Source organism: Chloroflexota bacterium (genome assembly GCA_018825785.1).
Lineage (GTDB): Bacteria > Chloroflexota > Dehalococcoidia > JACVQG01 > JAHKAY01 > JAHKAY01.
On the sequence record JAHKAY010000054.1, the window covers coordinates 17528 to 43799 of the forward strand.

Annotated in this window: 28 protein-coding genes; 14 read left to right on the top strand and 14 right to left on the bottom strand. The window is 62.5% G+C overall.

All coding sequences use genetic code 11. The features are described from left to right. Positions 1–50: 50 nt before the first annotated feature. Positions 51–1076, top strand: coding sequence for a histone deacetylase (locus tag KJ624_07705; GenBank protein MBU2009701.1), 1026 nt, complete (start codon positions 51–53; stop codon positions 1074–1076). Between the two features lie 6 nt (positions 1077–1082). Then, positions 1083–1958 carry a hypothetical protein gene (locus KJ624_07710; protein MBU2009702.1) on the top strand — a complete coding sequence of 292 codons (876 nt, stop codon included), beginning with the start codon at positions 1083–1085 and terminating at the stop codon, positions 1956–1958. 36 nt (positions 1959–1994) lie between these two features. Here KJ624_07710 and hemW read toward each other — a convergent pair whose 3' ends face one another. Genes hemW through def form a run of 8 tightly spaced genes read right to left on the bottom strand, consistent with a single transcriptional unit; the run spans position 1995 to position 8751 of the window. Then, positions 1995–3122 (bottom strand): radical SAM family heme chaperone HemW, encoded by a 1128-nt coding sequence (gene hemW, locus KJ624_07715; protein ID MBU2009703.1) that lies wholly within the window; start codon positions 3120–3122, stop codon positions 1995–1997. Next, positions 3119–4012, bottom strand: coding sequence for a cation diffusion facilitator family transporter (locus tag KJ624_07720; GenBank protein ID MBU2009704.1), 894 nt, complete (start codon positions 4010–4012; stop codon positions 3119–3121). The genes hemW and KJ624_07720 overlap by 4 nt, the downstream gene beginning before the upstream one ends. A gap of 1 nt (position 4013) precedes the next feature. Then, positions 4014–4901: a protein translocase subunit SecF gene (secF, locus tag KJ624_07725; GenBank protein ID MBU2009705.1), complete on the bottom strand. Its 888-nt coding sequence runs from the start codon at positions 4899–4901 to the stop codon at positions 4014–4016. Between the two features lies 1 nt (position 4902). Beyond that, positions 4903–6231, bottom strand: a complete 1329-nt coding sequence (gene secD / locus KJ624_07730; protein MBU2009706.1) for a protein translocase subunit SecD — start codon at positions 6229–6231, stop codon at positions 4903–4905. A 4-nt stretch (positions 6232–6235) separates the two neighbouring features. Then, the gene (locus KJ624_07735) at positions 6236–7660 is read right to left on the bottom strand and encodes an HD domain-containing protein (protein MBU2009707.1); all 1425 of its coding nucleotides are present in this window, start codon (positions 7658–7660) and stop codon (positions 6236–6238) included. Then, positions 7661–7819, bottom strand: a complete 159-nt coding sequence (locus KJ624_07740) for a hypothetical protein (protein MBU2009708.1) — start codon at positions 7817–7819, stop codon at positions 7661–7663. It abuts the gene before it with no gap. Position 7820: 1 nt separating this feature from the next. Then, positions 7821–8276, bottom strand: a complete 456-nt coding sequence (locus KJ624_07745) for a PspC domain-containing protein (protein ID MBU2009709.1) — start codon at positions 8274–8276, stop codon at positions 7821–7823. After that, complete coding sequence (gene def, locus KJ624_07750) at positions 8251–8751, bottom strand: peptide deformylase (protein ID MBU2009710.1); 501 nt, start codon at positions 8749–8751, stop codon at positions 8251–8253. The genes KJ624_07745 and def overlap by 26 nt, the downstream gene beginning before the upstream one ends. 103 nt (positions 8752–8854) lie before the next feature. Here def and KJ624_07755 point away from each other — a divergent pair, with 103 nt between their 5' ends. After that, positions 8855–9016 carry a hypothetical protein gene (locus KJ624_07755; protein MBU2009711.1) on the top strand — a complete coding sequence of 54 codons (162 nt, stop codon included), beginning with the start codon at positions 8855–8857 and terminating at the stop codon, positions 9014–9016. Between the two features lie 32 nt (positions 9017–9048). Next, positions 9049–9642, top strand: a complete 594-nt coding sequence (locus KJ624_07760) for an HNH endonuclease (protein ID MBU2009712.1) — start codon at positions 9049–9051, stop codon at positions 9640–9642. 178 nt (positions 9643–9820) lie between these two features. Here KJ624_07760 and priA read toward each other — a convergent pair whose 3' ends face one another. Genes priA through KJ624_07780 form a run of 4 tightly spaced genes read right to left on the bottom strand, consistent with a single transcriptional unit; the run spans position 9821 to position 13552 of the window. Next, positions 9821–11941, bottom strand: coding sequence for a primosomal protein N' (gene priA / locus KJ624_07765; protein MBU2009713.1), 2121 nt, complete (start codon positions 11939–11941; stop codon positions 9821–9823). A 15-nt stretch (positions 11942–11956) separates the two neighbouring features. Beyond that, entirely contained in the window at positions 11957–12346 is a 390-nt protein-coding gene (gene rplS / locus KJ624_07770) for a 50S ribosomal protein L19 (GenBank protein MBU2009714.1), read from the bottom strand. Further along, positions 12330–13076, bottom strand: a complete 747-nt coding sequence (trmD, locus tag KJ624_07775) for a tRNA (guanosine(37)-N1)-methyltransferase TrmD (protein MBU2009715.1) — start codon at positions 13074–13076, stop codon at positions 12330–12332. The genes rplS and trmD overlap by 17 nt, the downstream gene beginning before the upstream one ends. Continuing rightward, positions 13076–13552 carry a MogA/MoaB family molybdenum cofactor biosynthesis protein gene (locus tag KJ624_07780; protein ID MBU2009716.1) on the bottom strand — a complete coding sequence of 159 codons (477 nt, stop codon included), beginning with the start codon at positions 13550–13552 and terminating at the stop codon, positions 13076–13078. Before KJ624_07780 ends, trmD begins: the two co-directional genes overlap by 1 nt. 213 nt (positions 13553–13765) lie before the next feature. Between KJ624_07780 and KJ624_07785 the strand changes: the two genes are divergently transcribed. The 10 genes from KJ624_07785 to KJ624_07830 all read left to right on the top strand — a co-directional run bounded on the left by KJ624_07785 (position 13766) and on the right by KJ624_07830 (position 23253). Beyond that, complete coding sequence (locus tag KJ624_07785) at positions 13766–14095, top strand: hypothetical protein (GenBank protein MBU2009717.1); 330 nt, start codon at positions 13766–13768, stop codon at positions 14093–14095. A gap of 13 nt (positions 14096–14108) precedes the next feature. Further along, the gene (rsmH, locus tag KJ624_07790; GenBank protein MBU2009718.1) at positions 14109–15017 is read left to right on the top strand and encodes a 16S rRNA (cytosine(1402)-N(4))-methyltransferase RsmH; all 909 of its coding nucleotides are present in this window, start codon (positions 14109–14111) and stop codon (positions 15015–15017) included. Between the two features lie 12 nt (positions 15018–15029). Next, positions 15030–15257: a hypothetical protein gene (locus KJ624_07795; GenBank protein MBU2009719.1), complete on the top strand. Its 228-nt coding sequence runs from the start codon at positions 15030–15032 to the stop codon at positions 15255–15257. 27 nt (positions 15258–15284) lie between these two features. After that, positions 15285–15626, top strand: a complete 342-nt coding sequence (locus KJ624_07800) for a hypothetical protein (GenBank protein ID MBU2009720.1) — start codon at positions 15285–15287, stop codon at positions 15624–15626. Positions 15627–15679: 53 nt separating this feature from the next. Continuing rightward, complete coding sequence (gene ftsA, locus KJ624_07805; GenBank protein ID MBU2009721.1) at positions 15680–16930, top strand: cell division protein FtsA; 1251 nt, start codon at positions 15680–15682, stop codon at positions 16928–16930. 17 nt (positions 16931–16947) lie between these two features. Then, positions 16948–18066, top strand: coding sequence for a cell division protein FtsZ (ftsZ, locus tag KJ624_07810; GenBank protein MBU2009722.1), 1119 nt, complete (start codon positions 16948–16950; stop codon positions 18064–18066). 117 nt (positions 18067–18183) lie between these two features. Further along, positions 18184–18693 (top strand): transcriptional regulator NrdR, encoded by a 510-nt coding sequence (nrdR, locus tag KJ624_07815; protein MBU2009723.1) that lies wholly within the window; start codon positions 18184–18186, stop codon positions 18691–18693. 305 nt (positions 18694–18998) lie between these two features. After that, entirely contained in the window at positions 18999–21218 is a 2220-nt protein-coding gene (locus KJ624_07820) for a vitamin B12-dependent ribonucleotide reductase (GenBank protein MBU2009724.1), read from the top strand. Positions 21219–21278: 60 nt separating this feature from the next. Continuing rightward, positions 21279–21761 (top strand): hypothetical protein, encoded by a 483-nt coding sequence (locus KJ624_07825; protein MBU2009725.1) that lies wholly within the window; start codon positions 21279–21281, stop codon positions 21759–21761. Further along, a complete protein-coding gene (locus KJ624_07830) occupies positions 21742–23253 on the top strand; it encodes an ATP-binding protein (protein MBU2009726.1) in 1512 nt (503 codons plus the stop codon). The genes KJ624_07825 and KJ624_07830 overlap by 20 nt, the downstream gene beginning before the upstream one ends. A gap of 20 nt (positions 23254–23273) precedes the next feature. Here the strand turns inward: KJ624_07830 and purL are convergent, their stop codons facing one another. Continuing rightward, positions 23274–25475 carry a phosphoribosylformylglycinamidine synthase subunit PurL gene (gene purL / locus KJ624_07835; GenBank protein ID MBU2009727.1) on the bottom strand — a complete coding sequence of 734 codons (2202 nt, stop codon included), beginning with the start codon at positions 25473–25475 and terminating at the stop codon, positions 23274–23276. 58 nt (positions 25476–25533) lie between these two features. Next, a partial coding sequence (locus KJ624_07840; protein MBU2009728.1) for an aminotransferase class I/II-fold pyridoxal phosphate-dependent enzyme occupies positions 25534–26272 on the bottom strand: 739 nt, incomplete at its 5' end.

The following is a 26272-nucleotide window of genomic DNA, read 5'->3' on the forward strand; positions in this document are numbered from 1 at the left end:
GACGCTCCTGATGGCGAAACCGCCCCGGGCTTGTGGTATATTATCCCCCGATGAAGGTCGGGCTGGTCTATGACCCTATCTACCTGGAGCATGATACCGGAACCCATCCGGAGAACCCCCGCCGCTTGAAGGCGGTGATGGAACTCCTGAAAAAGGATGGGCTCCTTTCCCGGCTCCACATGCTCTCCCCCAGGAAGGCCACCACCGAGGAGCTGGCCCTGGCCCACTCCGCGGAGCACATCCAGCGGGTGGAGGCCACGGCCCGGAGAGGCGGGGGCTGGGCGGATGCGGACACCATGGTTTCCCCTCGTTCTTACGAGGTGGCCCTCTACGCCGCCGGAGGAGTCCTGCGGGGGCTGGAGGCGGTGATGGGCGGAGAGGTGGACTCGGCCTTCTGTCTGGTAAGGCCCCCCGGCCACCACGCCTCCTTCTGGCAGGGGGGCGGCTTCTGCCTCTTTAACAACCTGGCCATCGCGGCAAAGTATGCCCTCAACCACTGGGTCCAGAGGCTCCTCATCGTGGACTTTGATGTCCACCACGGCAACGGCACCCAGGACCTCTTCTACACTGACCCCAATGTCCTCTATTTTTCCACCCACCAGGTACCCCTCTACCCCGGCACCGGCTCCCTGGAGGAGAGGGGTGCCCGCGAGGGGGAGGGGATTACCATCAATATCCCCCTACCCCCCGGCTGCGGGGATGAGGAGTTCCTCCGGGCCTTCCAGGAGGTCCTCCTGCCCGCCGCCAAACGCTTCGTGCCCGAGCTCATTCTGGTCTCCGCCGGCTACGATGCCCACTGGCGGGACCAAATTGCCGGCATGAACCTTTCGGTCAAGGGCTACGCCCGCATTGCCAAGTTGCTCAAGGATATGGCCCGGGACCTGTGCCAGGGGAAGCTCCTCTTCGCCCTGGAGGGGGGCTATGACCTGGAGGCCCTGGCCTCTTCGGTGGCTGCCACCCTGCGGGTGCTCCTGGGGGAAGAGGACCCCCCCGACCCCCTCGGCCCCCCTCCCAGCTACCAGCCCCCCTCTATATCTGCCCTGCTCCAGATAATCAAGGCCAGGAACGGGCTGTAGACCAACATGGCAGGAACGATACTTGGCTACTATTTTGTTGCCTTTATCGACATAGTAGGTCAGCGCGACAGGCTTAAGCAGTTGGTTTCACTTCCGAAGAATGACGCCGAAAGGAAGGCTGTCGCAGGTATTCTCTCGGAGACGTCCGCGTATGTGAAGGACCTAAGAGGGCAGTTTGACACATTGTTCGAGATGGCCGCGAAGCCAACCGGTTTGCTCGACGGTCTCAAGCCCGAGCAGAGAGCGTGGGCAGAACAGCGCAAGCGGACAACCCTATGGCGTCGGGGCTTTTCCGATTCATACTTCATGACGGTCCCTTGCTGGCATGAACAGTCCTGGGGCGCGCATACCCTTGCCATCTACGGTTCTTTGTTCAGTATTTGCGGCATGTTCATATGGGCGTTGGCCAAGCGAAAGCCATTTCGAGGAGCAGTGGAAGTTGGGTTGGGAACGGAAATAGCCAAAGAGGAAGTCTACGGACCAGTGAACGTGCGAGTATTTGAACTTGAAAAAAATGCAGGATGCCCCCGTATCATAATTGGCAAAGGCCTGCTGGATCATCTCGACGACCTGGAGAAGAGATGTTCAGATAGTTTGGAAGGTAGGCATACAAAACACAGCATCCAAGATTGCAGAAACCTAGTCACAACGGACTATACAGATACGCTCATCCTCGACCCCATGGGTGAAGGTGTGAAAGCAGTTCCCGGAGCGGTTGCTCCAGAGATGGTCGAACGAGCCTACAGATTCGTCGTCAGCGAAGAGCAATCCTTTGGTAAGTCTGGCAAGGAGCCTGACGAGAAGCTTCACCGCTATTATGGAGACCTTCGCAAATACTGTGAATCAAGACTCGGTCTGTGGAACCTGCGCGCTATCCAGTAGTGCGAACCGCGTTGTCGCCTGGACGTGTGTCCTCCTCTACCCCACGAAGCGGCAGAAGACCTGGTTGGCGAGGAGGCGGCCGCGGGGGGTGAGGCGCAGATGGCCTTCCCTTTCTTCCAGGAGGCCCAGGCCCACAAGCTCCTCTATCTGCGGGCCGAAGAATGACCGGGGCGGCCCGCCAAAGCGCCGGGCGAAGGCCCCGCCCTCTATCCCCTCTATTAGTCTGAGCCCCAGGAACATGGCCTCCGCCCTCTCCATCTCCGGGCCCATCTCCTCGCTTTCCGCAACGGGGGACTCCCCCGCCTCCACCTTCTGGATATATTCCTCTATTGAGGAGACCCGGGCGGAGCGGACGCCCATCAAGTAGGAGTGTGCCCCCGCCCCCAGGCCCAGGTAGGGGCCACCCTCCCAGTAGATGATGTTATGGACGCACTCCCTCCCCGGCCTTGCCCAGTTGGAAAGCTCATAGTGCCGGTAGCCGGCCTCGTCAAGAAGCGCTTCTGCCAGGAGATACATGTCCGCCTGCTGGTCGGGGTCGGGGGCAGGGAGGTCCCCCAGGGAGACCGCCTTCTCCAGGGGGGTCGCCTCCTCCAGGCTCAAGGCATAGAGGGAGAGGTGCTCCGGCCCCAGCGCCAGGGCCGACTCCAGGCTGTGCCGGAAGGCCCCAAGCCCCTGCCCGGGGAGGCCGTAGATAAGGTCCAGGCTGATATTCCCCAGCCCAGCCTCGCGGGCCTGGGCGAAGGTGCGGGCTGTATCCCCGGCCCGGTGCCTCCTGCCCAGGAGCCTCAGCTCCCCGTCATCAAAGCTCTGTGCCCCCAGGCTGAGGCGGTTCACCCCCAGCCCCAGCAGGGCTTTGAAGTAGTCCAGCCCCCCGTCCGCCGGGTTGGCCTCCAGGGTTATCTCCGCCCCGGGAAGGACCCGAGAACTCCCCTCAAACGCCTTGAGAAAGCCCCCGATTTCCTCCGCCTTCAGAAGGCTGGGGGTGCCGCCCCCGAAAAAGATAGTCTTTGCCACCAGCCCCTTTCCCCGGAAGCCCTCTATCTCCCGGACGAGGGCCTTTAGATAGGCGGGGATGAGGTGGTCTTTCCCTGCCCAGGTAACGAAGTCGCAGTATCGGCAGCGGGAGGCGCAGAATGGGATGTGTAAGTAGAGGCCCAGGGTCACGGGGAGCCGGTCTGGACGCGGGGCGGGGGGGGCTCTTCCAGGGGCGGCTCGCAGTGGATAATCACCGAGGTGTCGGGCAAACGCGCCTGGATATCAGCTTCCAGGTGGTCGCACAGCCGGTGGGCTTCTTCCAGGCTCATCCTCCCCGACAGGACCAGATGTAGCTCCACGTGGTGAGTCTTGCCCGAGTGGCGCGTGCGCAGCTGGTGGAAGTCAATGAACTCCTGGTAATGCTCGACGATTGTCTGGGTAATGACCCTCTCCTCCTCGGCGGGCAAGCGAGCGTCAACCAGGCCAGGGAAGGACTTCCTACCCACCTCCCAGGCTGACTTGAGGATGAGGACGGCTACTCCCAGGGCAATCAGCGGGTCCAGGAGCTCAAAGCCCGTGAGTCGGACGGCCCCGAGCCCGACCACCACCCCCAGCGAGGTATAGATATCGGCAGTGAGGTGGCGGGCATCGGCCTCAAGGGCCAGGGAATCGTGCTGGCGAGCCATGCGGTAGAGGAAGCGGGAGACCACCAGATTTGTCAGCACGGAGAAGAGCATCACTCCCATCCCCACCTCCAGGAACTGCAACTGCGCCCCTCTCAGGAGCCTCTGCACCGCCTCGTAGATGACCCACCCTGCCCCCACCAGGATGAGCAGCCCTTCCACGAAGGCGGCGACGTTCTCGGCCTTGCCGTGACCGAAGGGATGGCCCGAGTCCGGTGGCTGGTAGGCAAACCGCAGGCCAAAGAAGGCCACCAGGGCCGCCATGAGGTCCAGCAGACTATTCGCCGCCCCCGCAAGGATGGCCACCGAGCCCGTGACCAGCCCCGCCGTAAGCTCAATGCCAATGACAAAGGCGTTGGACAGGACGGATAGGCCGGCTGCCCGGGCAGGGGTCATACTACCTGCGGGTCGGCCAGCGGCGCTCCCAGGCCACCAGGAGCTGGCTGGCCAAGAGCAGGGAGCTGTAGGTCCCCACCACCACCCCGATGAGCAGGGCCAGCATGAAGAAACGGATGGTCACCCCGCCCAGGAGCAGAATGGCCAGGATGGTCAGGACAACCGTGATAATGGTATTTAGCTGCCGGCCCACGGTATCCAGAAGGCTGCGGTTCACCACTGCCTCAAAGTCCTTGCTTATCCCCCTCTTCATATTCTCCCGGATGCGGTCAAATACCACCACCATGTTGTTATCGCTGTAGCCGAGGACGGAGAGGACGGCGGTGATAAACAGCGCGTCAACCTGGACGCCGAAGAAGCGCCCCAGGAAGGCAAAGGCTCCCAGGACAATGAGCACGTCGTGCAGAAGGGCCACTACGGCGCAGGCACCCCAGCGCAAGGGGCTGGGCATCTTGCGGAAGGCCCACGCGATGTAAAGCAGGATGCCCGCTACGGCCGCCGCCACCGCAATGGCTGCGTTCCGCCTTACCTCCTGGGCGACGACCGGCGAGACCAGATAGAAGTCCAGCACCGTTAGCTCGCCAAACCGGTCTCTAAGCCCAGCCTCCAGCTGGGCCTTTTCTTCCTGGTCTATCGCCCTCAACCTCAGCAGGAAGTCCCCCTTCCCGGTCTTCTGGATAACGGCCTCGGGGTGGCCAATCTCTCCCAGGGCCGACCGCAGGTCGGCCTGCTCCACCACATCTTGAAAGCGGACGGTCATGGTGGAGCCAGCGGTGAACTCAATCCCCCAGTGCAGGCCGGGTGGGAGGAGGAGGAAGAAGAGGCTAAAGGCGGCCAGGACTCCCGAGATGAGGAAGTACCATTTGCGGCCCCGGGCTAGGTTGAACATCCTAAATCCTGTAGAGGGCCGTCTGGTCGGCCCCGGCGCCCAGTGCCAGGCCGAACAGACGCCGCGTTACCGTAACGGCGGTGAACATGCTCACCGCTACCCCCAGGAACAGGGTAACGGCAAAGCCCATCACCTGGCCAGCGGCAAACTGGCTGCCAAACCAGTAGAGGACAACACAGGCAATAAAGGTGGTGATATTGCTATCCCGGATGGCGGTCCAGGCCCGGGAGAAACCCCTATCTATGGCCCCCCGCAGGGGCACACCCCCCCGCAGTTCCTCCTTCATCCTCTCAAAGATGAGGATGTTGGCATCCACCGCCATGCCCAGGGAGACGATAAAGCCAGCGATGCCCGCCAGGGTGAGGGTAACGGGGAGGAGTTTGAAAATGGCCAGGAGTAATGCCCCGTAATAGAGCAGGGCCAGAGAAGCCAGGAGGCCGGGAAGGCGGTAATACAGGATGAGGAAGAGCATCACCAGCCCCAGCCCCACCACTCCGGCCTGGAGGCTTCTCTTCAGGGAATCGGCCCCCAGAAAGGCATCCACATCCTCCTGCTGGACCACCTTCAGGGGGATAGGCAGGGCACCGGCGTTGAGCTGGATGGCCAGAAGGCGGGCCTCATCCAGTTTGATCCCCTCTATTATCCCCTTGTCCTCGATGACCGCCCTCACGACGGGGTCGGAGACAAGCTCGTTGTCCAGGAAGATGCCCAGGGGCATGTTGAGGAGCTCTGTGGTTATCTGTTTGAAGAGCTGGGCCCCCTCGGCGTTCCATTCAAAATGGACGATGGGCTGGTTGGTAGTGGGGGTCAACTCTACAAAGCTGTTGGGCTTGAGAAAGGCCCCGGTGAGGTGGACATCTTTGTCGTCCATGGTCCCCGTGGCCGGGACCCACACCGGCTCCCCCAACTCATCCAGCACCACCTGGCCTGTCTCATCCAGCTTCTGCTTGCGGAAGTCCAGCTTGGCAGTCTGGCCGATGAGCTTGATGGCCTGGCCCACATCTTTCACCCCGGGGAGCTGGACGATAACGCGGTTGCCCGCCGGCTGGCGCTGGACTGTGGCCTCAGCCACGCCAAAGGCGTTGGTTCGCCGCTCTATGATTTTCATGGCCCCATCCATTGCCTCCCCCGGGTCCTGGCCAGGTGCAAGCTGGGTGAGGTCGGCCTCCAGCACCACGTGGGTCCCTCCAGCCAGGTCCAGGCCAAGCTTCATTCCGAGGTCCTTGGTCCCCCCTCGCTCAAAACCCCCAATCTTGATAGTGGGGGTGAGCAGGGCCCAGACTGAAAAGAGGATGAGGAGCAGGACGAAAATATTGGTGGCAGTCTTCATTTTCTCAGCTACCTTCCTTCTTTAGCTGTTTTTCCACCCAGGCCAGGGCCTCCTCACGGGTGCTGACCTCCCCCGCCGCCTGCGCCTCCCTCAACCCCTCCAGAAGCTCCCCGATTATGGGGCCGGGGGGGAGGTGGAAGAGTTCCATTATGTCACACCCGTCAATCAGCTTGGGCGGCGGCACCTCCCGGAGCGAGCGGAGGTGCTCCTCCAGGGCGAAGGCCGTGGCCTGAGCATGGCGCCGCCACTCGGCCATATCCAGAAGGGGCCCCCGGGTGGCCAGGTGGTCAGCCAGGCTGAGGAAGAGGGTGTCAATCCCCGCCTCACCGGTATCGCGGAAATAGCGGTAGATGGCCCGGCGGGTGGGGGGCTCACCGTCCCGGCCCATCTGGGCGGGGCGGAGGTGGTGGATGACCATTGTCTGCACCAACTCTGTTTCCCGGCGGGAAAAACGCAGCCGCTCCATTACCGCCTGGAGCATTTCCGCCCCCTCCTGGGCATGGCCTATGAACCTTATCCTCCCGCCCTCCTCTGTCCTCTTCCGGGGCTTCCCTATATCGTGGAGGAGAGCCGTCAGCTTGAGGTGGGACGAGCGGGGAAACCCCCCCAGAAGCCCCCCAAAATGCCCCTCCAGAAAGGGGCCCCAGGGCTCCTCCGCCAGGGCCTCCTCCGGCCAGCCGTTGCCCTGGCGGAGGAGGAACCCCACCGCCCCCACCGCAGCCAGCGAATGCCGATAGACATCCCAGTAGTGCTCCGGGGGCTGTACCACCCCCTTCTCCTCCCCCAGCTCCGGGAAGAGGACCAGGAGAAGGCCCAGCCTGTCCAGAAGCCCCACCCCCTCCCTGGCCCCGGGCAGGGATAGGAGGCGCATCAGCTCCTCCCGGGACCTCTCCCCTGCTACCCTCCGGAGTTCACCGGCATGGGAGCTTATCCAGCCCTGGGTCCTCCCATCAATCTCAAAGCCCAATTCCACCGCCAGCCGCACGGCCCGGAGGAGCCGGGCGGGATCCTCTTCAAAGGCCCGCTCGCCCAGGGCCCGGATAAGCCTGTCCTCCAGGTCTTCGCGCCCACCGAAGGGGTCCACCACCTGCCCGTCCAGGGTCAGGGCTATGGCATCTACGGTAAAGTCCCGGCCTGCCAGGTCACGGGATATTTCCCCCTTTAAAGAGGCAAAGTCCAGGGAAAACCCCTCCCCCACCACGCGGGCAATCCCCCGCTCCTGGTCCAGGGGGACAAAACTGCCCCCCAGGGCAGCCGCCGCCCTCCGGGCCACCTCCAGGGCCGACCCCTCCACCGCGATATCAATATCCCTGGTCTCGCGGCCCAGCATCAGGTCCCGGACATACCCCCCCACCAGATAGACCTTCCCTTCCCGGCGGAGAAAAGCCGCCAGCTTTCCCTGGAGAAACAAGGGCTCTAGCTTGACCATCTAGCGCCTCTGAAGCCTGAGGATGACCAGACCCACCAGGATGAGGACGATGGGCAGGATGACGAACCACCGGAACAGCAAGACGAACTTCAGGCCGCTGAAGAGCGCAATGACGCCCAGGACCAGCAGGGCCAGTCCCAGGCAGGAGGTCCGGTTCAAGCTAGCGCCTTCGCCACACCAGGAGCAGGCCCACCAGGATGAGAACGACAGGCCAGAGTACGGCCCACCGCCACCACCGCACGATGTCCAGGCTGGAGAGGAGGAACATGAGGCCCAGGGCAACCAGAAACACCCCCACCCAGAAAGCGCCACTCCGCTTCCACTCCTCGGCCTTCTCCCCGGTTACCGCCGCCTTTGCCTCGCCCTGCAACTCCACGAGGCGCTTCTTGATGTCCTCTATGTTATCTCCCACCACCCCCCCGGCCTCCACCTGGGAGCGGCGGGGCATGATTATCCAGAGGACGATATACACGAGTATCCCCGCCCCGCCGGCCAGGGCCACGAGGACAAAGACAAGCCGTACCAGGGTGGGGTCGAAGCCAAAGTATTCCGCCAACCCCCCGCACACCCCGCCCAGAATGCGCTCCTTCTCACTCCGCGTGAGCTTCTTCTCCATCCTCTTCCTCCTCAACCTTCTTGAGCATATCCGGGCTTTCCAGCCGGTCTATATAGAGGACCCCGTTCAGGTGGTCTATCTCATGCTCCAGGACCTGGGCCAGGAGCTCTTCCCCCTTGATGCGGAAGGACTTGCCTTCCCGGTCGAGGGCCTTCACCACCACCTGAAGGGAGCGCTTCAGCTGGGCGTGGTAGCCGGGGATGGAAAGACAGCCCTCCCCCACATCCCTGTCCCCCCTCCTCTTGACCACCTCGGGGTTGATGAGGACCAGGGGCTCCTGCTCCGGTAGCTGAATGACCGCCAGCCTCAGGGAGACCCCCACCTGGGGCGCAGCCAGGCCCACCCCCTCGGCGTGGCGCATGGTGTCCAGCATGTCCTCCACCAGTCTCTGGATGGAGCCATCTATTATCCCCAGCCTCCTGGCCTTCTGCCTTAGGACAGGGTCAGGGTGACAGCGCAAAGGGAGGACCGCCATACTTTCCGGCCGATTATATTCCAGGGTGCTAGGCTTGTAAAGCTTACAGAATCTCCCCCACCCCTACATTGACTGGTGCCCCTATGCCAACTATAATCCGTCCGTGTCGAACAAAAAGCTGGGTACGGCACTATTCGCGGCAGCAGGGGTATGTATTGCTGCCGTGTTTCTCTTTGCTCTCGTCCACGCGCCGGAAGCGGTTTTCCCGCCGATAGTCATACTTGCAGCCGTCCTCTTCTCAGCCGGACTCATAGCTAGCCGCTAGCCACACGTGCAGCTGGGGAAGGAGCAGAGAGCTTGGCACGACCGACGAAGGAAACCAAGAAGCTCATCGCCGAAGCAAGGAAGCAGTGGGAGTATGAAGAAGATTGGGACGGGGAGCGGAGGAAAACGGGGAGGGTCCGTTGTCCGGAATGTAGGAGGGCTTTTCCCCTGGACATTATGGAGGTGGACCACATTCGTCCGAAGAAACTCCGTGGAGGAGACTTCATTGACAACACTCGGCTCCTCTGTCCACCCTGCAACAAGAGGAAGGGCAGCAAACTAGAAAGAGTGGGGCCTAAAACAAAAAAGGGCGTGGGAGCCAGCAGAGTTTCAGGCGCGACAAAAAAGGCAACGACCAAGGGCACAGCTGCCAAGAGGGCTACCAAAGTGAAGAAGGTGGAGCGCAAGACGACAGCCAGGCGCACAGCTACCAGCAAAGCCATGGCCGCCAAGAAGCCGACCACTCGTAAAGCTTCAGCTTCCAAGAAGAAAACGACTGCCAAGCGCACAGCAAGCAGGAAGGCCACTGGAGTCAAGAAGGTGAAGAGGAGGACAGCGGCCAAGCGCACAGCAACCAGGAAAGCTCCAGCCAGCAGAAAGGGAAAGAGAACAAGCACGCGGAAGTGACAATTTGAGTGTCACTATCGGCTCCAGAGGGCCCTCCACTCCCAGGACCAAAGTGAGGAATGAGTTGATTTACGAGCCTCTCTTTGTCATTCTGAGCAAAGCGAAGAATCTCGGAGATTCTTCGTCGTCCCGACTCATCGGGACTCCTCAGAATGACATCAGGAATGACCTCGATAGCTTACAGCAAATGCACCGGGTCTATATCCACCGCCCAGCCCGGGGGTATCTCCAGGGAGGAGAAAAGGCGGGGCAGGTCCTCCCCCCGGACCAGGTTCTGCCAGCGGTATTTGCCCCGGAGGCGGGGGTAAAAGGCGGGGGAGGGGCCCAGGACCTCCGCCCCCGCCGCCCTTAGCTGCTGGCCCAGCCTCTCCGCCTCCTTCCCGGCCCGGGCCTGGCTGGGGCTTGAGTAGAGGAGGCGGGCCATCTGGGAGAAGGGGGGATAGCGGTAGCGGCGGCGGTAGGCCATCTCCTGCTGATAGAAGGCCCGGTAGTCGTTGGCCAGGGCGGCCTGGACGGCATAGTGCTGGGGCTGGTAGGTCTGGATGATGACCCTCCCCGGCCAGTCCCCCCGCCCCGCCCTCCCCGCCACCTGCATGATAAGCTGGAAGGTCCGCTCCCCGGAGCGGAAGTCGGGATAGGTGAGGCCGATATCCGCCAGAACCACGCCCACCAGGGTCACGCGGGGTATGTCCAGCCCCTTGGCCACCAGTTGGGTCCCGATAAGGATGGAGGCCTCCCGGCGGCGGAACCTCTCCAGGACCTCCTCGTGGGCCCCGCGGCGGGTGACGGCATCCCGGTCCCAGCGCAAAAGGCCCGCCTGGGGAAAAGCCTGGGCCACCTCCTCCGCCAGGCGCTGGGTGCCCAGGCCGAGGAAGCTCAGCCGCTCCGCTCCACAGCGGGGGCAGCGGGAGGGGAGGGGCTGTCTTGAGCCGCACTGGTGGCACTTTAGGCCCTCGGGATGGCGGGTGAGGGCCAGGGCGCAGCGGGGGCATTCCAGGACATGCCCGCAGGCGCGGCACTGGACCTGGGCCGATAGGCCCCGGCGGTTGAGGAAAAGGATAACCTGCTCCCCGGCCGGGAGGGCCTCGGCCAGGGCCTGGGAAAGGGCCCGGCTGAGGGGGCTGCGGTTACCGGCCTTTAGCTCCTGGCGCATGTCCACCAGCTCCATCCTGGGGAAGGCCCCCGGGCTGATGCGCTGGGGGAGCTCCAGCAGGCGGTATTCCCCCTTGAGGGCCCGAGAATAGCTCTCTACATCCGGGGTGGCACTGCCCAGGACCACCACCGCCCCCTCCCTCCGTCCCCTCTCCAGGGCCACCTCACGGGCATGATAGTAAGGGGTCTCATCCTGTTTGTAGGTCCACTCATGTTCCTCGTCCAGGACCACCAGGCCCAGGTCGGGGACGGGGGCAGAGACAGCGCTCCGGGTGCCGATGACCACCTGGTAAGCCCCCTCCCTTATCCCCCGCCAGGTATCAAACCTCTCCCCCTCACCCAGGCCGCTGTGGAGGAGGGCCACCCTGCCCGGGAAGCGGGAGAGAAAGCGCTCCACGGTCTGGGGGGTGAGGGCTATCTCCGGCACCAGCACCAGCCCCCGCCTCCCCAGGGCTGCTGCCCGGAAGAGGGCCTGAAGATATACTTCTGTCTTTCCGCTCCCCGTTACCCCGTGGAGGAGGAAGACGCCCTTCCGGGAGAGGAGGCCCTGGCGGATTTCCTCCAGGGCCCCATCCTGGGCGGGGGTGAGGGGCAGGGGGGGCTCGTGGGGGAAGACCTTCCCCGCCAGGGGGTCCCGCCTCACCTCCACCTCTATTCTTTCCACCACCCCCTTCGTAGCCAGCGAGCGCACCCCCTCTCCGGCTATTTCCCTCGCCTGGGCCAGGGTCATAGGCCCCTCCTTCAGCTTCTCCAGCAGGAGGGCCTGGCGGGGGGAGCGGGGGGCAAAGGAATCCACCTTGAGACAGAGGTAGATAACCTTTTTGGGCTTTTGGGTCTCCCAGGCCGGGGGGAGAAAGAGGGCGAGGGCCTGATAGAGGGGGGCAGAATAGCGCCAGGCAAGCCAGCGGCCCAGGGCCAGGGCCTCAGGCGAAAGGACAGGCCCGGGAGTGATGACCTCCACTATGAGCCTGGTATCGGCCACAGGCGAGGCGGGGACAAGCTCCAGGACGAAGCCCCGCAGGACCTGCCGGCCAAAGGGGACCCTCACCCCCTGGCCGGGCTGGACCTCCATAGAGGGAGGGATAGCGTAGGTGAAGGTGGCCGGCGAGCGAAGGGGGAAATCAACAGCTACCTGGGCATAGCCCACGGAGGACGGCGCAGCCTATCGCTCCCCGGCGGGTGTCTCGGCGGCCGCGGCCTCGGGGGCGGCCTCGGCGGGCAGCACCTCCTTGGGCAGATCCCGCCTTTCCTTTATCCTCCCCTTCCTGGCCGAGAGTCCCCTGAGGTAGTAGAGCTTGGCCCTCCTCACCTTGCCCCGCCGGAGCACATCCACCTTCTCCAGGGTAGGGGAATGGAGGAAGAAAGTGCGCTCCACCCCCACACCATAGCTTACCCGGCGCACAGTAAAGGTGGTCCTCTCCCCTCCCCGCTTCACCCGGATGACCACCCCCTGGAAGCTCTGGCTCCGCTCCTTCTCCCCCTCCTTTATCCGAATGGTGACCTTCACCAGGTCACCGGGGCGGGGGACCTCCATGTTAGGTCTGGTTTCCATCTCTTCCCTCACTAGCCTTTATTATTTCCAGAAACCGTCTATCCTCCCGGGTAAGACAGGCCTTCTCCAGAAGCTCGGGACGCCGCTTCAGGGTTCTCACCAGGGCCTGCTCCCGGCGCCAGCGGGCTATTTTAGCATGGTGGCCGGAGAGGAGTATTTCAGGCACCGTCCAGCCCCGGAAGTCGGGTGGGCGGGTATACTGGGGGTATTCCAGGAGGTCCCAGGTATGGGAGTCCTCCTCCAGGGCCTGGGGGGAGCCCAGGGCCCCGGGCTGGAGCCTGGCCACCGCCTCCACCACCACCATGGCCGCCACCTCCCCCCCACAAAGGACAAAGTCCCCCAGGCTTATCTCCTGGTCCGCCAGGTGCTCCCTGACCCTCTCATCCACCCCCTCATAGCGGGTGCAGAGGAGCAGAAGATGTGGCCTCCGGGCCAACTCCTGGGCCAGGGCCTGGTGGAAGGGGACCCCCTGGGGGTCCAGGAGGATGACCCAGCTCCCCTCCCTCTTCAGGGCCTCCACGGCCTCGAACAGGGGCTCGGGCTTGAAGACCATCCCCGGTCCTCCGCCGAAGGGGTAGTCATCCACCGTGCGGTGGCGGTCATGGGCAAACTGGCGCAGGTCGTGCACCCCCACCCTCACCAGCTCCTTTTCCCTGAGCTGGCCGAGGAGGCCCACCTGGAGGAAGCCCTGGAACATCTCGGGGAAGATGGTGATGATATCAATCTCCATCACTCCTTAGCCTCCCCCCGCAGCACCTCAATGGCATGGGGCAGGGCGGGGAGGATGGCCTCCAGCCCCTCCCTCACCCCCCGGGGGCTGCCGGGGAGGTTGATGATGAGGCACCTTCCCCTCACCCCCGCCACCCCCCGGCTGAGCATGGCCCTGGGAGTCTGAGAAAGCCCCCGCTGGCGCATGGCCTCGGCAAAGCCAGGGGCCAGTCTGTCCACCACCGCCAATGTAGCCTCCGGGGTGTGGTCCCTGGGTGAAAGCCCCGTCCCCCCCGAGGTCAGGATGATGTCCAGCCCAGCATCGGCCCAGTCTCTAAGCCTTTTCTCAATCATCTCCCTTTCATCGGGCACGATTTCATATTTTACAGCCTCCACCCCCAGGGGAGAAAGGAGCTCCCCTATCAGGGGCCCGCTCTCATCCGCCCTCTCCCCCCGGAACCCCCGGTCCGACGCCACCAGCACCCCGGCCTTAATCATGCCCACATATTATACTCGACCTGAACCTTATTGTCTTCGCAGTTGTTTCAAAACAGTTTAATCTTTTTTCTCATATGCTCGTCATCAAACTGAACCTGGAGATGGGTATTATGGACTAATTTTTAGATTATTCTTAAAAAGGTATTGACAAAGCGGGGACTAGGTGCTCTATAATTGGGCCGTTGTGTGGAGGGGAGGGGAAGGAGAAGGGATTTGGGGCTCCTGCAGTTTGTAGAGGTTTACGGCAACACCCGGGCCAAGCTCCGGGTGCTCTTCATCTTAGCGCGCCATCCTCACGCTCGCCTTGACCGCCGGACCTTTTCCCTCTCCCTTGAGGGCTATCCCCTGGACCTGGCCGAGGGCCTTGAGGAGTTGGTGGCCCAGGGGGTAGTGGAGGAGCACCCCCACTCGGGCGATTCCCTCTACTCCCTCACACCCGCCAAGAGGGAACCAGTGCAGGAGCTGGCGGATCTGGACCTGGGACAGGCCCAGATCCTGTCCCGCCTTGCGGTGAGCCTCAGGCTTACCCAGGTACCGGCTTAGAGAAATGAGGCTGATGGGCGCTGTCCACATACCCGTCCTCCTCCCCCAGGTCATGGAGGCCCTGCAGGTGACGAGGGGAGGGAGGTATCTGGACGCTACGGTGGGGGGAGGAGGGCATGCCCGGGCCATCCTGGAAGGGGGAGGCAGGCTCCTGGGCCTGGATGCCGATGCCGAATCGCTGAAGACGGCCCAGGAGAACCTTGGGGGCAGAGGAGATTTCTACCTGGTCCATGCCAACTTCAGAAACCTGGAAATGGTCTGCCACCTACACGATTTCGAGCCCCTGGACGGGGCCCTCTTTGACCTGGGCCTCTCTTCCCTCCTACTGGAGGAGGGGGGGCGGGGCTTCAGCTTCCTCAGGGATGAGCCCCTGGACATGCGCTTTGACCCCACCCAGGAGCTCACCGCCGCCCAGCTAATAAACTCCTCCTCACCCCGGGAGTTGGAAGAGGTCTTGAGGAAATACGGTGAGGAAAGACAGGCCCGGCGGATTGCCCATGAGGTTCTGAGGCGGCGCCCAATTCATAGCACCGTTGAGCTGGTCCAGGCGGTGGAGATGGCGGCGGGGAAGAGGCGGGGAAGGCTTCACCCCGCCACCCGGACCTTCATGGCCCTGAGGATTGCCACCAACCGGGAGCTGGAGAACATCTCCCTGGCCCTGCCCCAGGCAGTGAAGCTCCTCAGGCCTGGAGGAAGGCTGGTGGTTCTTTCCTACCACTCCCTGGAGGATAGACTGGTGAAAGAGTTCCTCCGCCGGGAGTCCCGGGCATGTCTCTGCCCGCCCCGGACCCCGGCCTGTATCTGTGGGCACAAACCCAGCCTTCGCCTCCTCACCCCCAGGCCCGTTATCCCTACCCCGGAGGAAATAGCGGTAAATCCCCGCAGCCGTTCCGCCCATTTGAGGGCGGCGGAGCGGGTGTAGAAAGGAGTTCGCATGAAAGTCTATTGGGCCGACTGTCTTGGAGGGGCATACCACCTGGCAGGAAGGTGCGCCAAGTGCTCCTCGGGGGTCATCTTCGTCACCTCCAACTCCCAGCAGTCAGGGATTGTGCAAGCCCCCTGCCTGGACTGCGGGGCCAAGCAAGCCCTCTATGTGCACCCGGCTGACCACCAGGCCTGGGCTCTGGCCGAAGCCGTAGACGTGGTCCCGGTCAAAGGGTAGAAGAGGAGGGTCTTTCAGGGATAAGGGATGAAACGAGTCAGTCTGGTGAGAGAGAAGAGGGGCTTCTTCCTTTCCCTGGTATATGGCCTGGGGATTCTCCTTATTATTTTCCCCGAGCCCATCAGCTCTATTCCGGGCTCCCTCATGGTGGCCTGGGCCCTGCACCAGACCCTAAGAAGGTGCAGAGGGGCCTACGGGGCCTGCCGTTGCGACTATCACCGCTACGGGCCCTGCCTCTTCTCCGGGTTTCCTTACCTTGAGGTCTGGGGCAGCCTGCCGCCCAAGAGAAAAATCGTCGTCGAGCGCGTGGCGGTCCTGTCCCGACCCGGAATCTTTCCCTTGCCACTAAGGGGAGTAAAGGCAAGATGAGAACCGAGCCCTATCCGTCCCAAGGTAACCCTACTCTAGAAAGGAGGAAATAGATGGCGAAAACAGTCTTCGCCGCCCTCGATGTGGGCACCACCAAGACTTGCGGCATCATCGCCAGCGCCGGAGACGCCGGCGCCTTTCAGGTCCTCGGGGTGGGGGTCTCCGCCACCAGGGGCCTGAAGAAGGGGGTGGTGATCAACCTGGATGAGGCCAAAAGTGCCATCCGGGAGGCAGTGAAAAAGGCAGAACATGCCAGCGGGATAAAGATGGAATCGGCCTATGTGGGGGTCACGGGCAAGCACATCTCCTCCCTCAACACCCGCAGCGCCGTGGCCGTCGGACGTGGGGACCGGTTGGTGAAGGGCGCCGACCTGAAGAGGGTCATGGAGTCCGCCCGGGAGATTGAGATCCCCAGCGACCGCAGGCTCCTCCATGTAATCACCCGCCAGTATATCCTGGACGGCCATGAGGGGGTGAGGGACCCAGTGGGGATGTCTGGCTTCCGCCTGGATGCCGATGCCCATGTGGTCACCGCCTCGGCCTCCGCCGTGCTCAATTTGGTCAAGTGCGTCCGGGGGGTGGGGGTGGAGGTGGAGGACCTTGTCCTGGAGCCCCTGGCCTCCGGTGAAGCGGTGCTGAGCCCCGATGAGATGGAGGCCGGGGTCATCCTGGCGGATATCGGAGGGGGCACCACTGACATTGCTGTCTGGAAAGGCGGCAGCGTCTGGTTCACCTCGGTCCTCCCCGTAGGGGGCTTTCAGGTCACCCGGGACATCGCCGTAGGCATGGGTATCCCCTATGAGATGGCGGAACAGGTGAAGGTGAAGTATGCCAACCTCACGCCGGGCACCGATGGCAAAGCAAAGGTGCAGCCGGCAGTAGTGGGCACGGACAACGGCCAGGAGATACTGCTCCAGGACCTGAACGACATCGTCCGGGCCCGGATTGACGAGCTCCTGCGGATGGTGATGATGGAGCTGCCCCGCTCGGAGCTTGCCGCCCTGGCCCCAGCCGGCCTGGTCCTCACCGGCGGGACCGCCAACCTGCCGGGGATTGAGGTCCTGGGCGAGGATGTCTTCCGCCTGCCGGTGCGGGTGGGGGCCCCCCAGGATGTCTATGGCCTGGCCGACATCCTCTACGACCCCGCCTATGCCACCTGCGTGGGCCTGCTCAAGTGGGGGGCCAAGAGGGCGGGGACCGACCCCGTCCCTGCCACCCCCCTGGAAGCCATGGGCAAGACCCTCCGCCACTTCATGTTCCGGGCACAGCAGACATTTACTAGAGCTAGACAGGAAAGGAGGTAGCTGTGGCAAAACAGATCATGGCTCCCAACGCCGCCCGGATAAAGGTCATCGGCGTGGGCGGGGGGGGCTGTAACGCCGTCACCCGCATGGTTCGGGATGAAATCCAGGGCGTAGAGTTCTACTGCCTCAATACCGATGCCCAGTCCCTGCAACTAGTGGACTGCCCCCATAAGGTCCAGATCGGGGAGAAGCTCACCCGGGGCCTGGGGTCGGGGGGAGACAACGCCATGGGCCAGAGGGCAGCGGAGGAAAGCCGGGACGATATCCGCGATATAACCGCCGGCGCCGACATGGTGTTTGTCACCGCCGGCATGGGCGGCGGCACCGGCACCGGCGCCTCACCCGTAGTGGCCGAGGCTGCCAGAGAAACCGGGTCCCTGGTTATCGGCGTGGTCACCAGGCCCTTCAGCTTTGAAGGCGCCCACCGCCGCATGGTATGCGAGGACGGGATAAACAGGCTTATGGAGCATTGTGATACTCTTATTATTGTTCCTAATGACCGCCTGCTCGCCCTCTGCGACACCAAGACCGCCGTGGACAATGCCTTCAAGATGGCCGATGAGGTCCTGCGTCAGGCGGTGGCGTCCATCGCCGAGGTCATCACCGTCCCCGGGATGATAAACCTGGACTTCGCTGACATCAGGTCAATAATGAAGGATGCCGGCCCCGCCTGGCTCTCCATTGGCAAGGGAACCGGGACCAACCGGGCCACCGATGCCGCCAAGGCCGCCCTGGCCAGCCCCATGCTGGACATCTCCATTGAGGGGGCCAAGGGCGTACTTTATACCGTCTCCGGCGGTTCCAGCCTCACCCTCCACGAGGTAAACCAGGCCGCCGATCTCATCAAGGGGGCCGTGGACCCCGAAGCCAATATAATCTTCGGCGTCACCTATGACCCCAAGATGGACAGCGAGGTGCGCATCACCCTGGTAGCCACCGGCTTCCGCACCAAAGCGGGGGGCACCGCTCCCAAGCCGGAAGACATAAGACAGCTTCTCAAGGAGACGAAGGAGGAAAGCGAGCTGGATGTCCCATCATTCCTGCGCCGACCATTAAGCCTACGCCGCCAGCAAATGCTCTCCAGGACATCCTCTGTTTCCAGCCGCACCCCCCCAGGGTCAATCTCCGGCCGCTGACCTCTCCGCCTCTGCCTCTGGAGGCCGGCCGCTTTCGCGGCCGGCCTCCTCGCTTTTTGACCCAACATTTTGATGTTTCCCCTTGACAGGCACAACATATTGTGGCCTAATGGGACAATGAGGTGTCCCTATTGTGGTGGAGCGGAGAGCCAGGTGGTGGACTCGCGGGAGGTGGGGGAGGGAATCAGGCGGAGGCGCGAGTGCCTGGGATGTGGGGCCCGGTTCACCACCCAGGAGCGGGCAGTGGCCAGGAGCCTTTATGTCATCAAGAGAGACGGCCGGCGGGAGCCCTTTCAGAGGGAGAAGCTCCTCACCGGGGTGCGCAAGGCCTGTGAGAAGCGCCCCCTTCCTACGGGGACCCTGGAGAAGATGGTGGACGATATTGAAGGGGAGCTCTACCGGCTGGGCAAAGAGGAGATTCCCAGCCCGGCCCTGGGGGATATGGTGATGGAGAGGCTGAAGAGCCTGGACCACATAGCCTATATCCGCTTCGCCAGCGTTTACAGACGGTTCACCGACCTCTCCGACCTCAAACAGGAGGTGGACAGCCTGGTGGGGACCCCGGTCCCAACTCAACTCCCCCTCCTCCCCGGCCCCCCACCCCGCCAGAGAAAGAGGGCCAGATGACCACCAGGAGACGGGCCCGAAAGGGTCTGGACAGGAATGAAATAGCCCAGCGCTTCTTCACCGAGGCCAGCGCCATGGGGATGGCGGAAAGGGACATGGTGGAGGAGGCCATCGGCCTCTTCATCGCCCGACACACCCTCCCCGGCTTTGAGGTGGAGGCCTGGCCTGAACCCCTGCCCGCCCAGGTCCACGCCCTCCTCCGGGAGGTCCAGGCCAACAAAGCCCCCCAGGCCCCCTCCCCCAGCCCCAGAATTATCCTTAAGGAGGAAGTTGTGGCCCAGGAAACGCTCGTCACCAAGCCCCCCCTGCAGCTCTCCAACACCGCCAGGAACGTACTGGAGAGGCGCTACCTGGCCAAGGACAGCCAGGGGAAAGCGATAGAGACCGCCGAGGAGATGTTCCGCCGGGTGGCCGGGAACATCGCCCAGGCCGAGCTCCAGTACAACCCCCAGGGAGATGTGGCACGCTGGGAGGAGGAGTTCTACCGCCTCATGACCAGCCTGGAGTTCCTGCCCAACTCCCCCACCCTGATGAACGCCGGAAGGGAGCTCCAGCAGCTATCGGCCTGCTTTGTTATCCCCATAGAGGACTCCATGGAGTCCATCTTTGATGCCGTAAAATACACCGCCCTCATCCACAAGAGCGGTGGAGGCACGGGCTTCTCCTTCTCCCGCCTCCGGCCCGAAAAGGACAAGGTTGGCTCCACCGGGGAGGTGGCCAGCGGGCCTGTCTCCTTTATGAGGGCCTTTGATACCGCCACCGAGGTCATCAAGCAGGGGGGGAAGAGGCGGGGGGCCAACATGGGCATCCTCGTTGTCACCCACCCCGATATCCTGAAGTTCATCACCGCCAAGGCGGAGCCGGGGGCCTTCACCAACTTCAACCTCTCCGTGGCCGTCACCAGAGACTTCATGGAGAAAGCCATGAAGGGCGAGGAATACGACCTCATCAATCCCCGCGACAGCCAGGCGGTGGGGAGGCTCAATGCTAAGGCGGTCCTGGACAAGATTGTGGAGATGGCCTGGAAGACCGGGGACCCCGGGATAGTCTTCATTGACCGGATAAACGAGACCAACCCCACCCCCCATCTTGGGCAGATTGAGAGCACCAACCCCTGCGGCGAGCAGCCCCTCCTCCCCTTTGAGTCCTGCAACCTGGGCTCCATCAACCTGGCCCGTATGCTCCGGGAAAGGGACAGCAGCTACGAGATAGACTGGGAGAAGCTGTCCAGGACCATAGATAGCAGCGTCCGCTTCCTGGACAACGTGATAGATATGAACCGCTTCCCTGTGGAGCAAATAGCGAAGAAGACCCGGGCCACCCGCAAAGTCGGCCTGGGGGTGATGGGCTTCGCCGATATGCTTATCCGCCTGGGCATCAGCTATGACTCCGAGGAGGCCCTGAAGCTGGGGGAGAAGGTCATGGCCTTCCTATCGGAGAAGGCCACCCGGGCCTCGGAGGGGCTGGCAAAGGAGAGGGGGACCTTCCCCGCCTTCAAGGGGAGCATCTACGACCGGGCCGGGATGCCCCAGGTGAGGAACGCCACCCGCACCACCATCGCCCCCACCGGGACCCTCTCCATCATCGCCAACTGCTCCTCGGGCATTGAGCCCCTCTATGCCCTGAGCTATACGCGCAATATCCTGGACAATGAGCAGTTCCTGGAGGTCCACCCCATCTTTGAGGAGGTGTCCAAAAAGGAGGGCCTCTACTCCCCGGAGCTCATGGCGGAGCTGGCGGGGGGGAAGAGCCTGCGGGAGATGAAGGGCATCCCGGAGCCGGTGAAACGGGCCTTTGCCACCGCCCATGACATCACCCCAGAATGGCATGTGAAGATGCAGTCGGCCTTCCAGCGCCATACCGATAACGCCGTCTCCAAGACGGTGAACCTGCCCCACACCGCCACCCCCGAGGATGTTTCCCGGGTCTTCCTCCTGGCCTACAAGGAGGGGCTGAAGGGCATCACCATCTACCGGGACCGCTCCAAGGACCGGCAGGTGCTGGCCACCCCTCAGGCGGAGGCTCCCCCGGAGGCCCGGGCCACCCGCCAGCCCCGCCAGCGCCCCAAGAGAACCAACGGCTTCACCGAGAAGGTGACCACCGGGTGCGGGAACCTTTATGTAACGGTGAACTCCGATGAGAAGGGGCCCTTTGAGGTCTTCACCTCCCTGGGGAAGGCGGGGGGCTGTGCCGCCGCCCAGCTTGAAGCCACCAGCCGTCTCGTCTCACTGGCGTTGAGGAGCGGGGTGGAGCCCGCCTCCCTCGTCAAGCACCTTAAAGGGATAAGGTGCCCGGCCATAACCTGGGAGGAGGGCCACGCCATCCTCTCCTGCGCCGACGCCATCGGCACCGTACTGGAGAGACACCTGTCCGGGAAGCAGGAGCCGCAGGCCAAGGGTAGCGCCACCCACACGGCGAACGTCGCACTCGGGGGGCAGGGCCAATGCCCCGACTGCGGCGGCATGCTCATCTACCAGGAAGGCTGCTTCGTCTGCCGCTCCTGCGGGTACACCAAGTGCTCATAGGTTCAGGTATATGGGCACAAAGCGCAAATGTGTATGATGCCTGCACGGATAGGAGGACAAGTGCTGAACCCAATTGAGAAGTTGGAGGCCTTCCGGAGCAAAAACGGGTTATCAAAAGGACAGCTTGCGCAAATGATGGGTATCCCCGTGAAGACCATTGAACCCTGGTTTTGCCCAGGGCCGTCCGGGTACATACCCGGTAAGAAGAACCTCAGGCGGATACAAGACTTCCTAGCTGATAAATTGCCAGAGGCAGTCAGGAGAGCAGAGACTACAGAACTGGAGAGAGAAGCCGAGCGACGCTCAGAGAAAATCAAGTATCTACTGCTATTGCTGGAAGACGAACTTAGGTGGTTCAAGGACACGCCACAAAAAGAAGCTAGGCAAGTGCTGCGAAGACAAATCTACTTTAATGATGTGGGCTACATCTCCAGTCTCCTCGGTATGTTAGGGGACGAAGAGATGTTTCAGCGGTGGAAGACCCTAACAAATTACCGGTTCAAAGGATTAAGAGGAGGGGGGGATGGGAAAAGTAAGAATTGAGGCAAACCTTGGTAATCTCCTCGCCTACATCGGTTCTCTATACCGAAACCCTGCTGAAGCCGCAAAAGAATATATCAGCAACGCAATCGACACGTGGAAGAAGGCCGGGGGAGACGTATCACGGCCATGTCATGTTGTGTTCCAGCTAAGCCGGAGCCGGATAGTTGTTGATTACGATGCGCCAGGCATGACGCAGGACGAGTTCAAAGCCGCTTTAAGAAGGGTGGCAGACTCAATAAAGAAGGGCGAGCCATCTGCCATTGGCGAGTTGGGAATAGGATTATTTGCCTTCAGCCAATTTGCCAACTGCGCCACCTTCTTTAGCAAGAAGGATAAGCATGGTCCCACTCTCAAAGTTGTTCTGCGCAAAGGCAGCGCCGAAGCAGAAATTGCAACAGCGATGAAGCGGGAAACGCGTCCAGAAAGAGGAATGACCATAGTATTCACCGGATTGTTCACCGACCCGCTGAGGCGAAGAGGACCGCTTTCAGCAGAAGTACTGCAAAGGTTCTTTTCAGAGAAGTTTGACCCCTATTTGAGGGAAGGCGGCTTACAAATATCTGTTGCCGCCAATGGGGAAAGGCTTGAGGTTCTGCCTCTCAATATAGATTTACCCAAGGTGGGCGTGGCTTTCGGCCAAGTACACCTCACTGGTGAGTGGCAAAAGAGCTTTGGCTGTCAATTCTGGTTTGACCCGTCCGGAAACGGAAGGGTTTTAATCCGCCATAAAGGCCTGGCGATTGTGGAGGACTTGAAAGACCTTCAGGCCTATGGCTTGCAGGAGAGCATCCTGGCCAGCGGCTTTGTGAGGGGAGACATAAATGCCGATTTCTTGAAGCCCCTGCCAGCGAGAGCCGGGTTTGAGTTGAATCGGGACTGGATATTGTTTCTGAAGGAACTGGAGAGGATTTGTCCATCCATTGAAGCCGAAGTTGAGCAGTTGAAAGCCGAAGTTGAGCAAAAATCGTTGACTACTATCCAAAAGCAAGCCATAGAAATGGCGAAGAGCATATTGAGCCAAGAAACCTTCAAGGACCTCGCACTTCTGGGCGGCCTAGTTAGGAAGCGCGGACCGAAGAAACTCACTGGCAAGTCGAGCAAGAAGGGGCAATTGACGGGCGAAAGGTCAGGGGACCCTGGCGCCAAGAGGGGGCCCGGGCTTCGCATTAAGTATCAGGAATTACCATTTGAGCAAGAAGCTTCCTTGCACAGCCGCTTCATAAGCGGCATCGTCCAAGTCAATACGCTGAACGCTGACTACCTAAGGGAAATGAAGGGCACCCCGAAGGACCAGCTAGCCTATTGCACTTTAATGATAGGCAAGGAGACCCTAACCTATAACAATAAGGAAGCCGATAGAGTGTTGGAGAAGCTACTGTCGTATCTCTTTCAAATCAAGTCAAAGGTCGGCACGTGGAGACCAGCGGCACGCCCCAAGAAGTCCAAACGCTTGGTCGCTCGCTCCCCACAAATGAAGTTGAACCTGCGGTAGTTATTGGGGGTGAAACCAAGCTAGCTCCCCTTAGCCGCCAGCGCTCCCTCCAGCCCTCCCCTCCATGCCCGCGCCATCTCTGCCAGGGGGAGGCTGACAGGACCTAAGCCAAAGCTGTCTCCACCTACCATCCCCAGCGGAATAAGAGAGACCTGATAGGCCGCGGCCAGGCGGCTCAGGGCAGGGGCTTGGCGGGGGGGGACGGAGACCACGACCCTGGCCCCGCCCTCGCCGAAGAGGAACTCGTCAAGACGGCCCTTTGGCTTAACCGTCCCCTGGAAGCCGATATTGCCAGCGATGGCGCTTTCCGCCAGGGCCACCGCCAAGCCGCCATCGGAGACGTCGTGGGCGGAGCTTATGAGGCCCCGCTTGATGGCCTCGCGCAGACATCGCTGGACCCTTTTCTCCAGGGCTAAGTCCAGGCCCGGCCTGCCGGCCACCAGGCCATGAATCAGCTCCAGGTACTCGCTCCCCGCCAGGCTGCCGCCCTCCCCCAGGAGAAAGACTATATCGCCCTCCTTCTTGAAGGCGTGGTCGGCCCGTTTTTCTATCTCCTCCAGGAGGCCCGCCATGCCCACCACGGGGGTGGGGTAGATGGCCTGGCCCCGGGTCTCGTTGTAGAGACTCACATTGCCGCTGATGACGGGGATGCCCAGGACCCGGCAGGCGTGGGCCATGCCCCGGATGACCTCCTTTAGCTGGTAGAAGACATCGGGCCTCTCGGGGTTGCCCAGGTTCAGGCAGTCGGTGATAGCCAGTGGCTCCGCCCCCACGCAGGCCAGGTTCCTGGCGGCCTCGGCAACCGCCAGGGCCCCACCCCGGTAGGGGTCAAGATAGCAGCACCTCCCGTTGCCGTCGGCCGTCAGGGCCAGGCCCTTCCCTGTCCCCTTCACCCGGAGCACCGCCGCATCCCCGCCGGGGGGAAGCACAGTGTTTATCATCACCTGGTGGTCATACTGTCTATAGACATATTCTTTAGAGGCGATATTGGGCGAGGAGAGGAGCCGGAGGAAGACCCGGCTGGCCTGCTCCGGCTTGAGGTCGGGGAGGGAACGGGGGTCAAAGGCCTGGAGCTTCTTGAGCCAGAAGGGCTTTCGCACCGCGTGAGTGTAGCTCGGGGGCTGGGTGAGGAGCCCTACGGGGACCTCAGCGATGGGCTTTGTCGCCTCCTTTATCCGGACAAGGCCGTCGCCCGTGACCCGGCCTATCTCGGAGCAGGGCAGGCCCCAGCGGGAGAAGAGGGCCTTTATCTTCTCTTCATATCCCCTCTTGCCGATGATGAGCATCCGCTCCTGGGACTCTGCCAGCATGACCTCGTAGGGGCTCATCCCCTCCTCCCGGCGGGGCACCTGGTCTATGTCTATTTCCACCCCACTCCCCCCCCGGGAAGCGGCCTCCACGGCGGAGGAGGTGAGGCCCGCCGCCCCCAGGTCCGCCATCCCCTCTATCCAGCCGGTCTCCGCCAGCTCCAGGCAGGCCTCGATGAGGAGCTTCTCCATGAAGGGGTTCCCCACCTGGACCGCCGAGCGCAGTTCCCGCTCCTCCTCAAAGGTCCGGGAGGCCAGGCCCGAGGCCCCGTGGAGGCCGTCCCGTCCGGTGTCAGCCCCCACCAGAAAGAGGGGGTTGCCCTCCCCCTGGGCACGGGCCCGCACCAGCTTTTCCTTTTCCATCAGCCCCAGGCACAGGGCGTTGACCAGGGGGTTGTGGGAATAGGCGGGGGAGAAGGAGAGCTCGCCCCCCACATCGGGGATTCCCAGGCAGTTGCCGTAGCTGGCGATGCCCCCCACCACGCCCCCGAAAAGGTAGCGGTTGCGGGCCTCGGCGAGGGGGCCAAAGCGGAGAGAGTTGAGGAGGGCGATGGGGCGGGCCCCCATGGTGAAGATATCGCGGACGATGCCCCCCACCCCCGTGGCCGCCCCCTGGAAGGGCTCGATGGCCGAGGGGTGGTTATGGGACTCCATCTTCATCACCACCGCCAGCCCCCCCCCGATGTCCACCGCCCCGGCATTCTCCTCCCCGGGTCCCACCAGGACCCTCCTCCCCCGGCTGGGGAACATCCTGAGGAGGGCCTTAGAGTGCTTGTAGCCGCAGTGCTCGCTCCACAGGGCCCCGAACATCCCCAGCTCCAGGGGGTTGGGCTCCCGGCCCAGGAGCCGGACTATCTCCCTGTACTCCCCCTCGGAGAGGGCTATTTCATCCAGGAACTCCTTAGATACCGTCATTCTCCCCATAACCGGGCAATTATAGCATTGTAGGCAACGGTTCCCGTAGCGACCCCTTTCAGCCCAGCCCGAATCTCCTGGCGGCCGCCCGGAAGCCTGCCAGCGAACCCTCCAGGGTGCGCTCCTCAACGCAGTAGGCGATGCGGAAATAGCCGGGGGAGCCAAATCCCCTGCCGGGAACGGTGAGAACCCGGTGCCGGGCAAGCTCGGCGCAGAAGGCAACATCATCCTCTATGGGGGCCCTGGGGAACATGTAGAAGGCCCCCTGGGGCTTAACGACTGAATAGCCCATCCCCACCAGGTGACCGTAGAGGAAGTCCCTTCTCTTCTGGTATTCCCCGGGGTCAACACTTATCCCCTGGAGGGCGGCCACCACCCGCTGCATGAGGGCAGGGGCGTTGACAAAGCCCAGGGTCCGGTTGCAGTGGCCCAGGGCACCGGCGAGCTCCTCCACCCCTTTGCAAACGGGGTTGACGGCGATATAGCCTATCCTCTCTCCCGGGATGGCCAGGTCCTTGGAGTGGGAGGTGACCATAATGGTCCGGGGGTGATTGTGGAAGACAGGGGGGCATTCCAGGCCATCAAATACCAGCTTCCTGTAGGGTTCATCGCTCACCAGGAAGATGGGGTGGCCGAACTGGGCCTCCTTTTTCTGAAGGACCTGCCCCAAACCCCGGAGGAGCTCCCCGGGATACATGGCCCCGGTGGGGTTGTTGGGGGAGTTGATAATGACGGCCTTGGTGCGGGGGGAAAGGCGGGCCTCCAGGGCCTCCAGGTCAGGGTAGAAGCGCTCATCC

Bases quoted from the DNA above. Each gene is read 5' to 3' on its own strand.
- KJ624_07705 (MBU2009701.1), top strand. From the start codon at position 51: ATGAAGGTCGGGCTGGTCTATGACCCTATCTACCTGGAGCATGATACC.
- KJ624_07710 (MBU2009702.1), top strand. From the start codon at position 1,083: ATGGCAGGAACGATACTTGGCTACTATTTTGTTGCCTTTATCGACATA.
- KJ624_07720 (MBU2009704.1), bottom strand. From the start codon at position 4,012: ATGACCCCTGCCCGGGCAGCCGGCCTATCCGTCCTGTCCAACGCCTTT.
- secF (MBU2009705.1), bottom strand. From the start codon at position 4,901: ATGTTCAACCTAGCCCGGGGCCGCAAATGGTACTTCCTCATCTCGGGA.
- secD (MBU2009706.1), bottom strand. From the start codon at position 6,231: ATGAAGACTGCCACCAATATTTTCGTCCTGCTCCTCATCCTCTTTTCA.
- KJ624_07735 (MBU2009707.1), bottom strand. From the start codon at position 7,660: ATGGTCAAGCTAGAGCCCTTGTTTCTCCAGGGAAAGCTGGCGGCTTTT.
- KJ624_07745 (MBU2009709.1), bottom strand. From the start codon at position 8,276: ATGGAGAAGAAGCTCACGCGGAGTGAGAAGGAGCGCATTCTGGGCGGG.
- def (MBU2009710.1), bottom strand. From the start codon at position 8,751: ATGGCGGTCCTCCCTTTGCGCTGTCACCCTGACCCTGTCCTAAGGCAG.
- rplS (MBU2009714.1), bottom strand. From the start codon at position 12,346: ATGGAAACCAGACCTAACATGGAGGTCCCCCGCCCCGGTGACCTGGTG.
- trmD (MBU2009715.1), bottom strand. From the start codon at position 13,076: ATGGAGATTGATATCATCACCATCTTCCCCGAGATGTTCCAGGGCTTC.
- KJ624_07780 (MBU2009716.1), bottom strand. From the start codon at position 13,552: ATGATTAAGGCCGGGGTGCTGGTGGCGTCGGACCGGGGGTTCCGGGGG.
- rsmH (MBU2009718.1), top strand. From the start codon at position 14,109: ATGGGCGCTGTCCACATACCCGTCCTCCTCCCCCAGGTCATGGAGGCC.
- KJ624_07795 (MBU2009719.1), top strand. From the start codon at position 15,030: ATGAAAGTCTATTGGGCCGACTGTCTTGGAGGGGCATACCACCTGGCA.
- KJ624_07800 (MBU2009720.1), top strand. From the start codon at position 15,285: ATGAAACGAGTCAGTCTGGTGAGAGAGAAGAGGGGCTTCTTCCTTTCC.
- ftsA (MBU2009721.1), top strand. From the start codon at position 15,680: ATGGCGAAAACAGTCTTCGCCGCCCTCGATGTGGGCACCACCAAGACT.
- ftsZ (MBU2009722.1), top strand. From the start codon at position 16,948: ATGGCTCCCAACGCCGCCCGGATAAAGGTCATCGGCGTGGGCGGGGGG.
- nrdR (MBU2009723.1), top strand. From the start codon at position 18,184: ATGAGGTGTCCCTATTGTGGTGGAGCGGAGAGCCAGGTGGTGGACTCG.
- KJ624_07830 (MBU2009726.1), top strand. From the start codon at position 21,742: ATGGGAAAAGTAAGAATTGAGGCAAACCTTGGTAATCTCCTCGCCTAC.
- purL (MBU2009727.1), bottom strand. From the start codon at position 25,475: ATGACGGTATCTAAGGAGTTCCTGGATGAAATAGCCCTCTCCGAGGGG.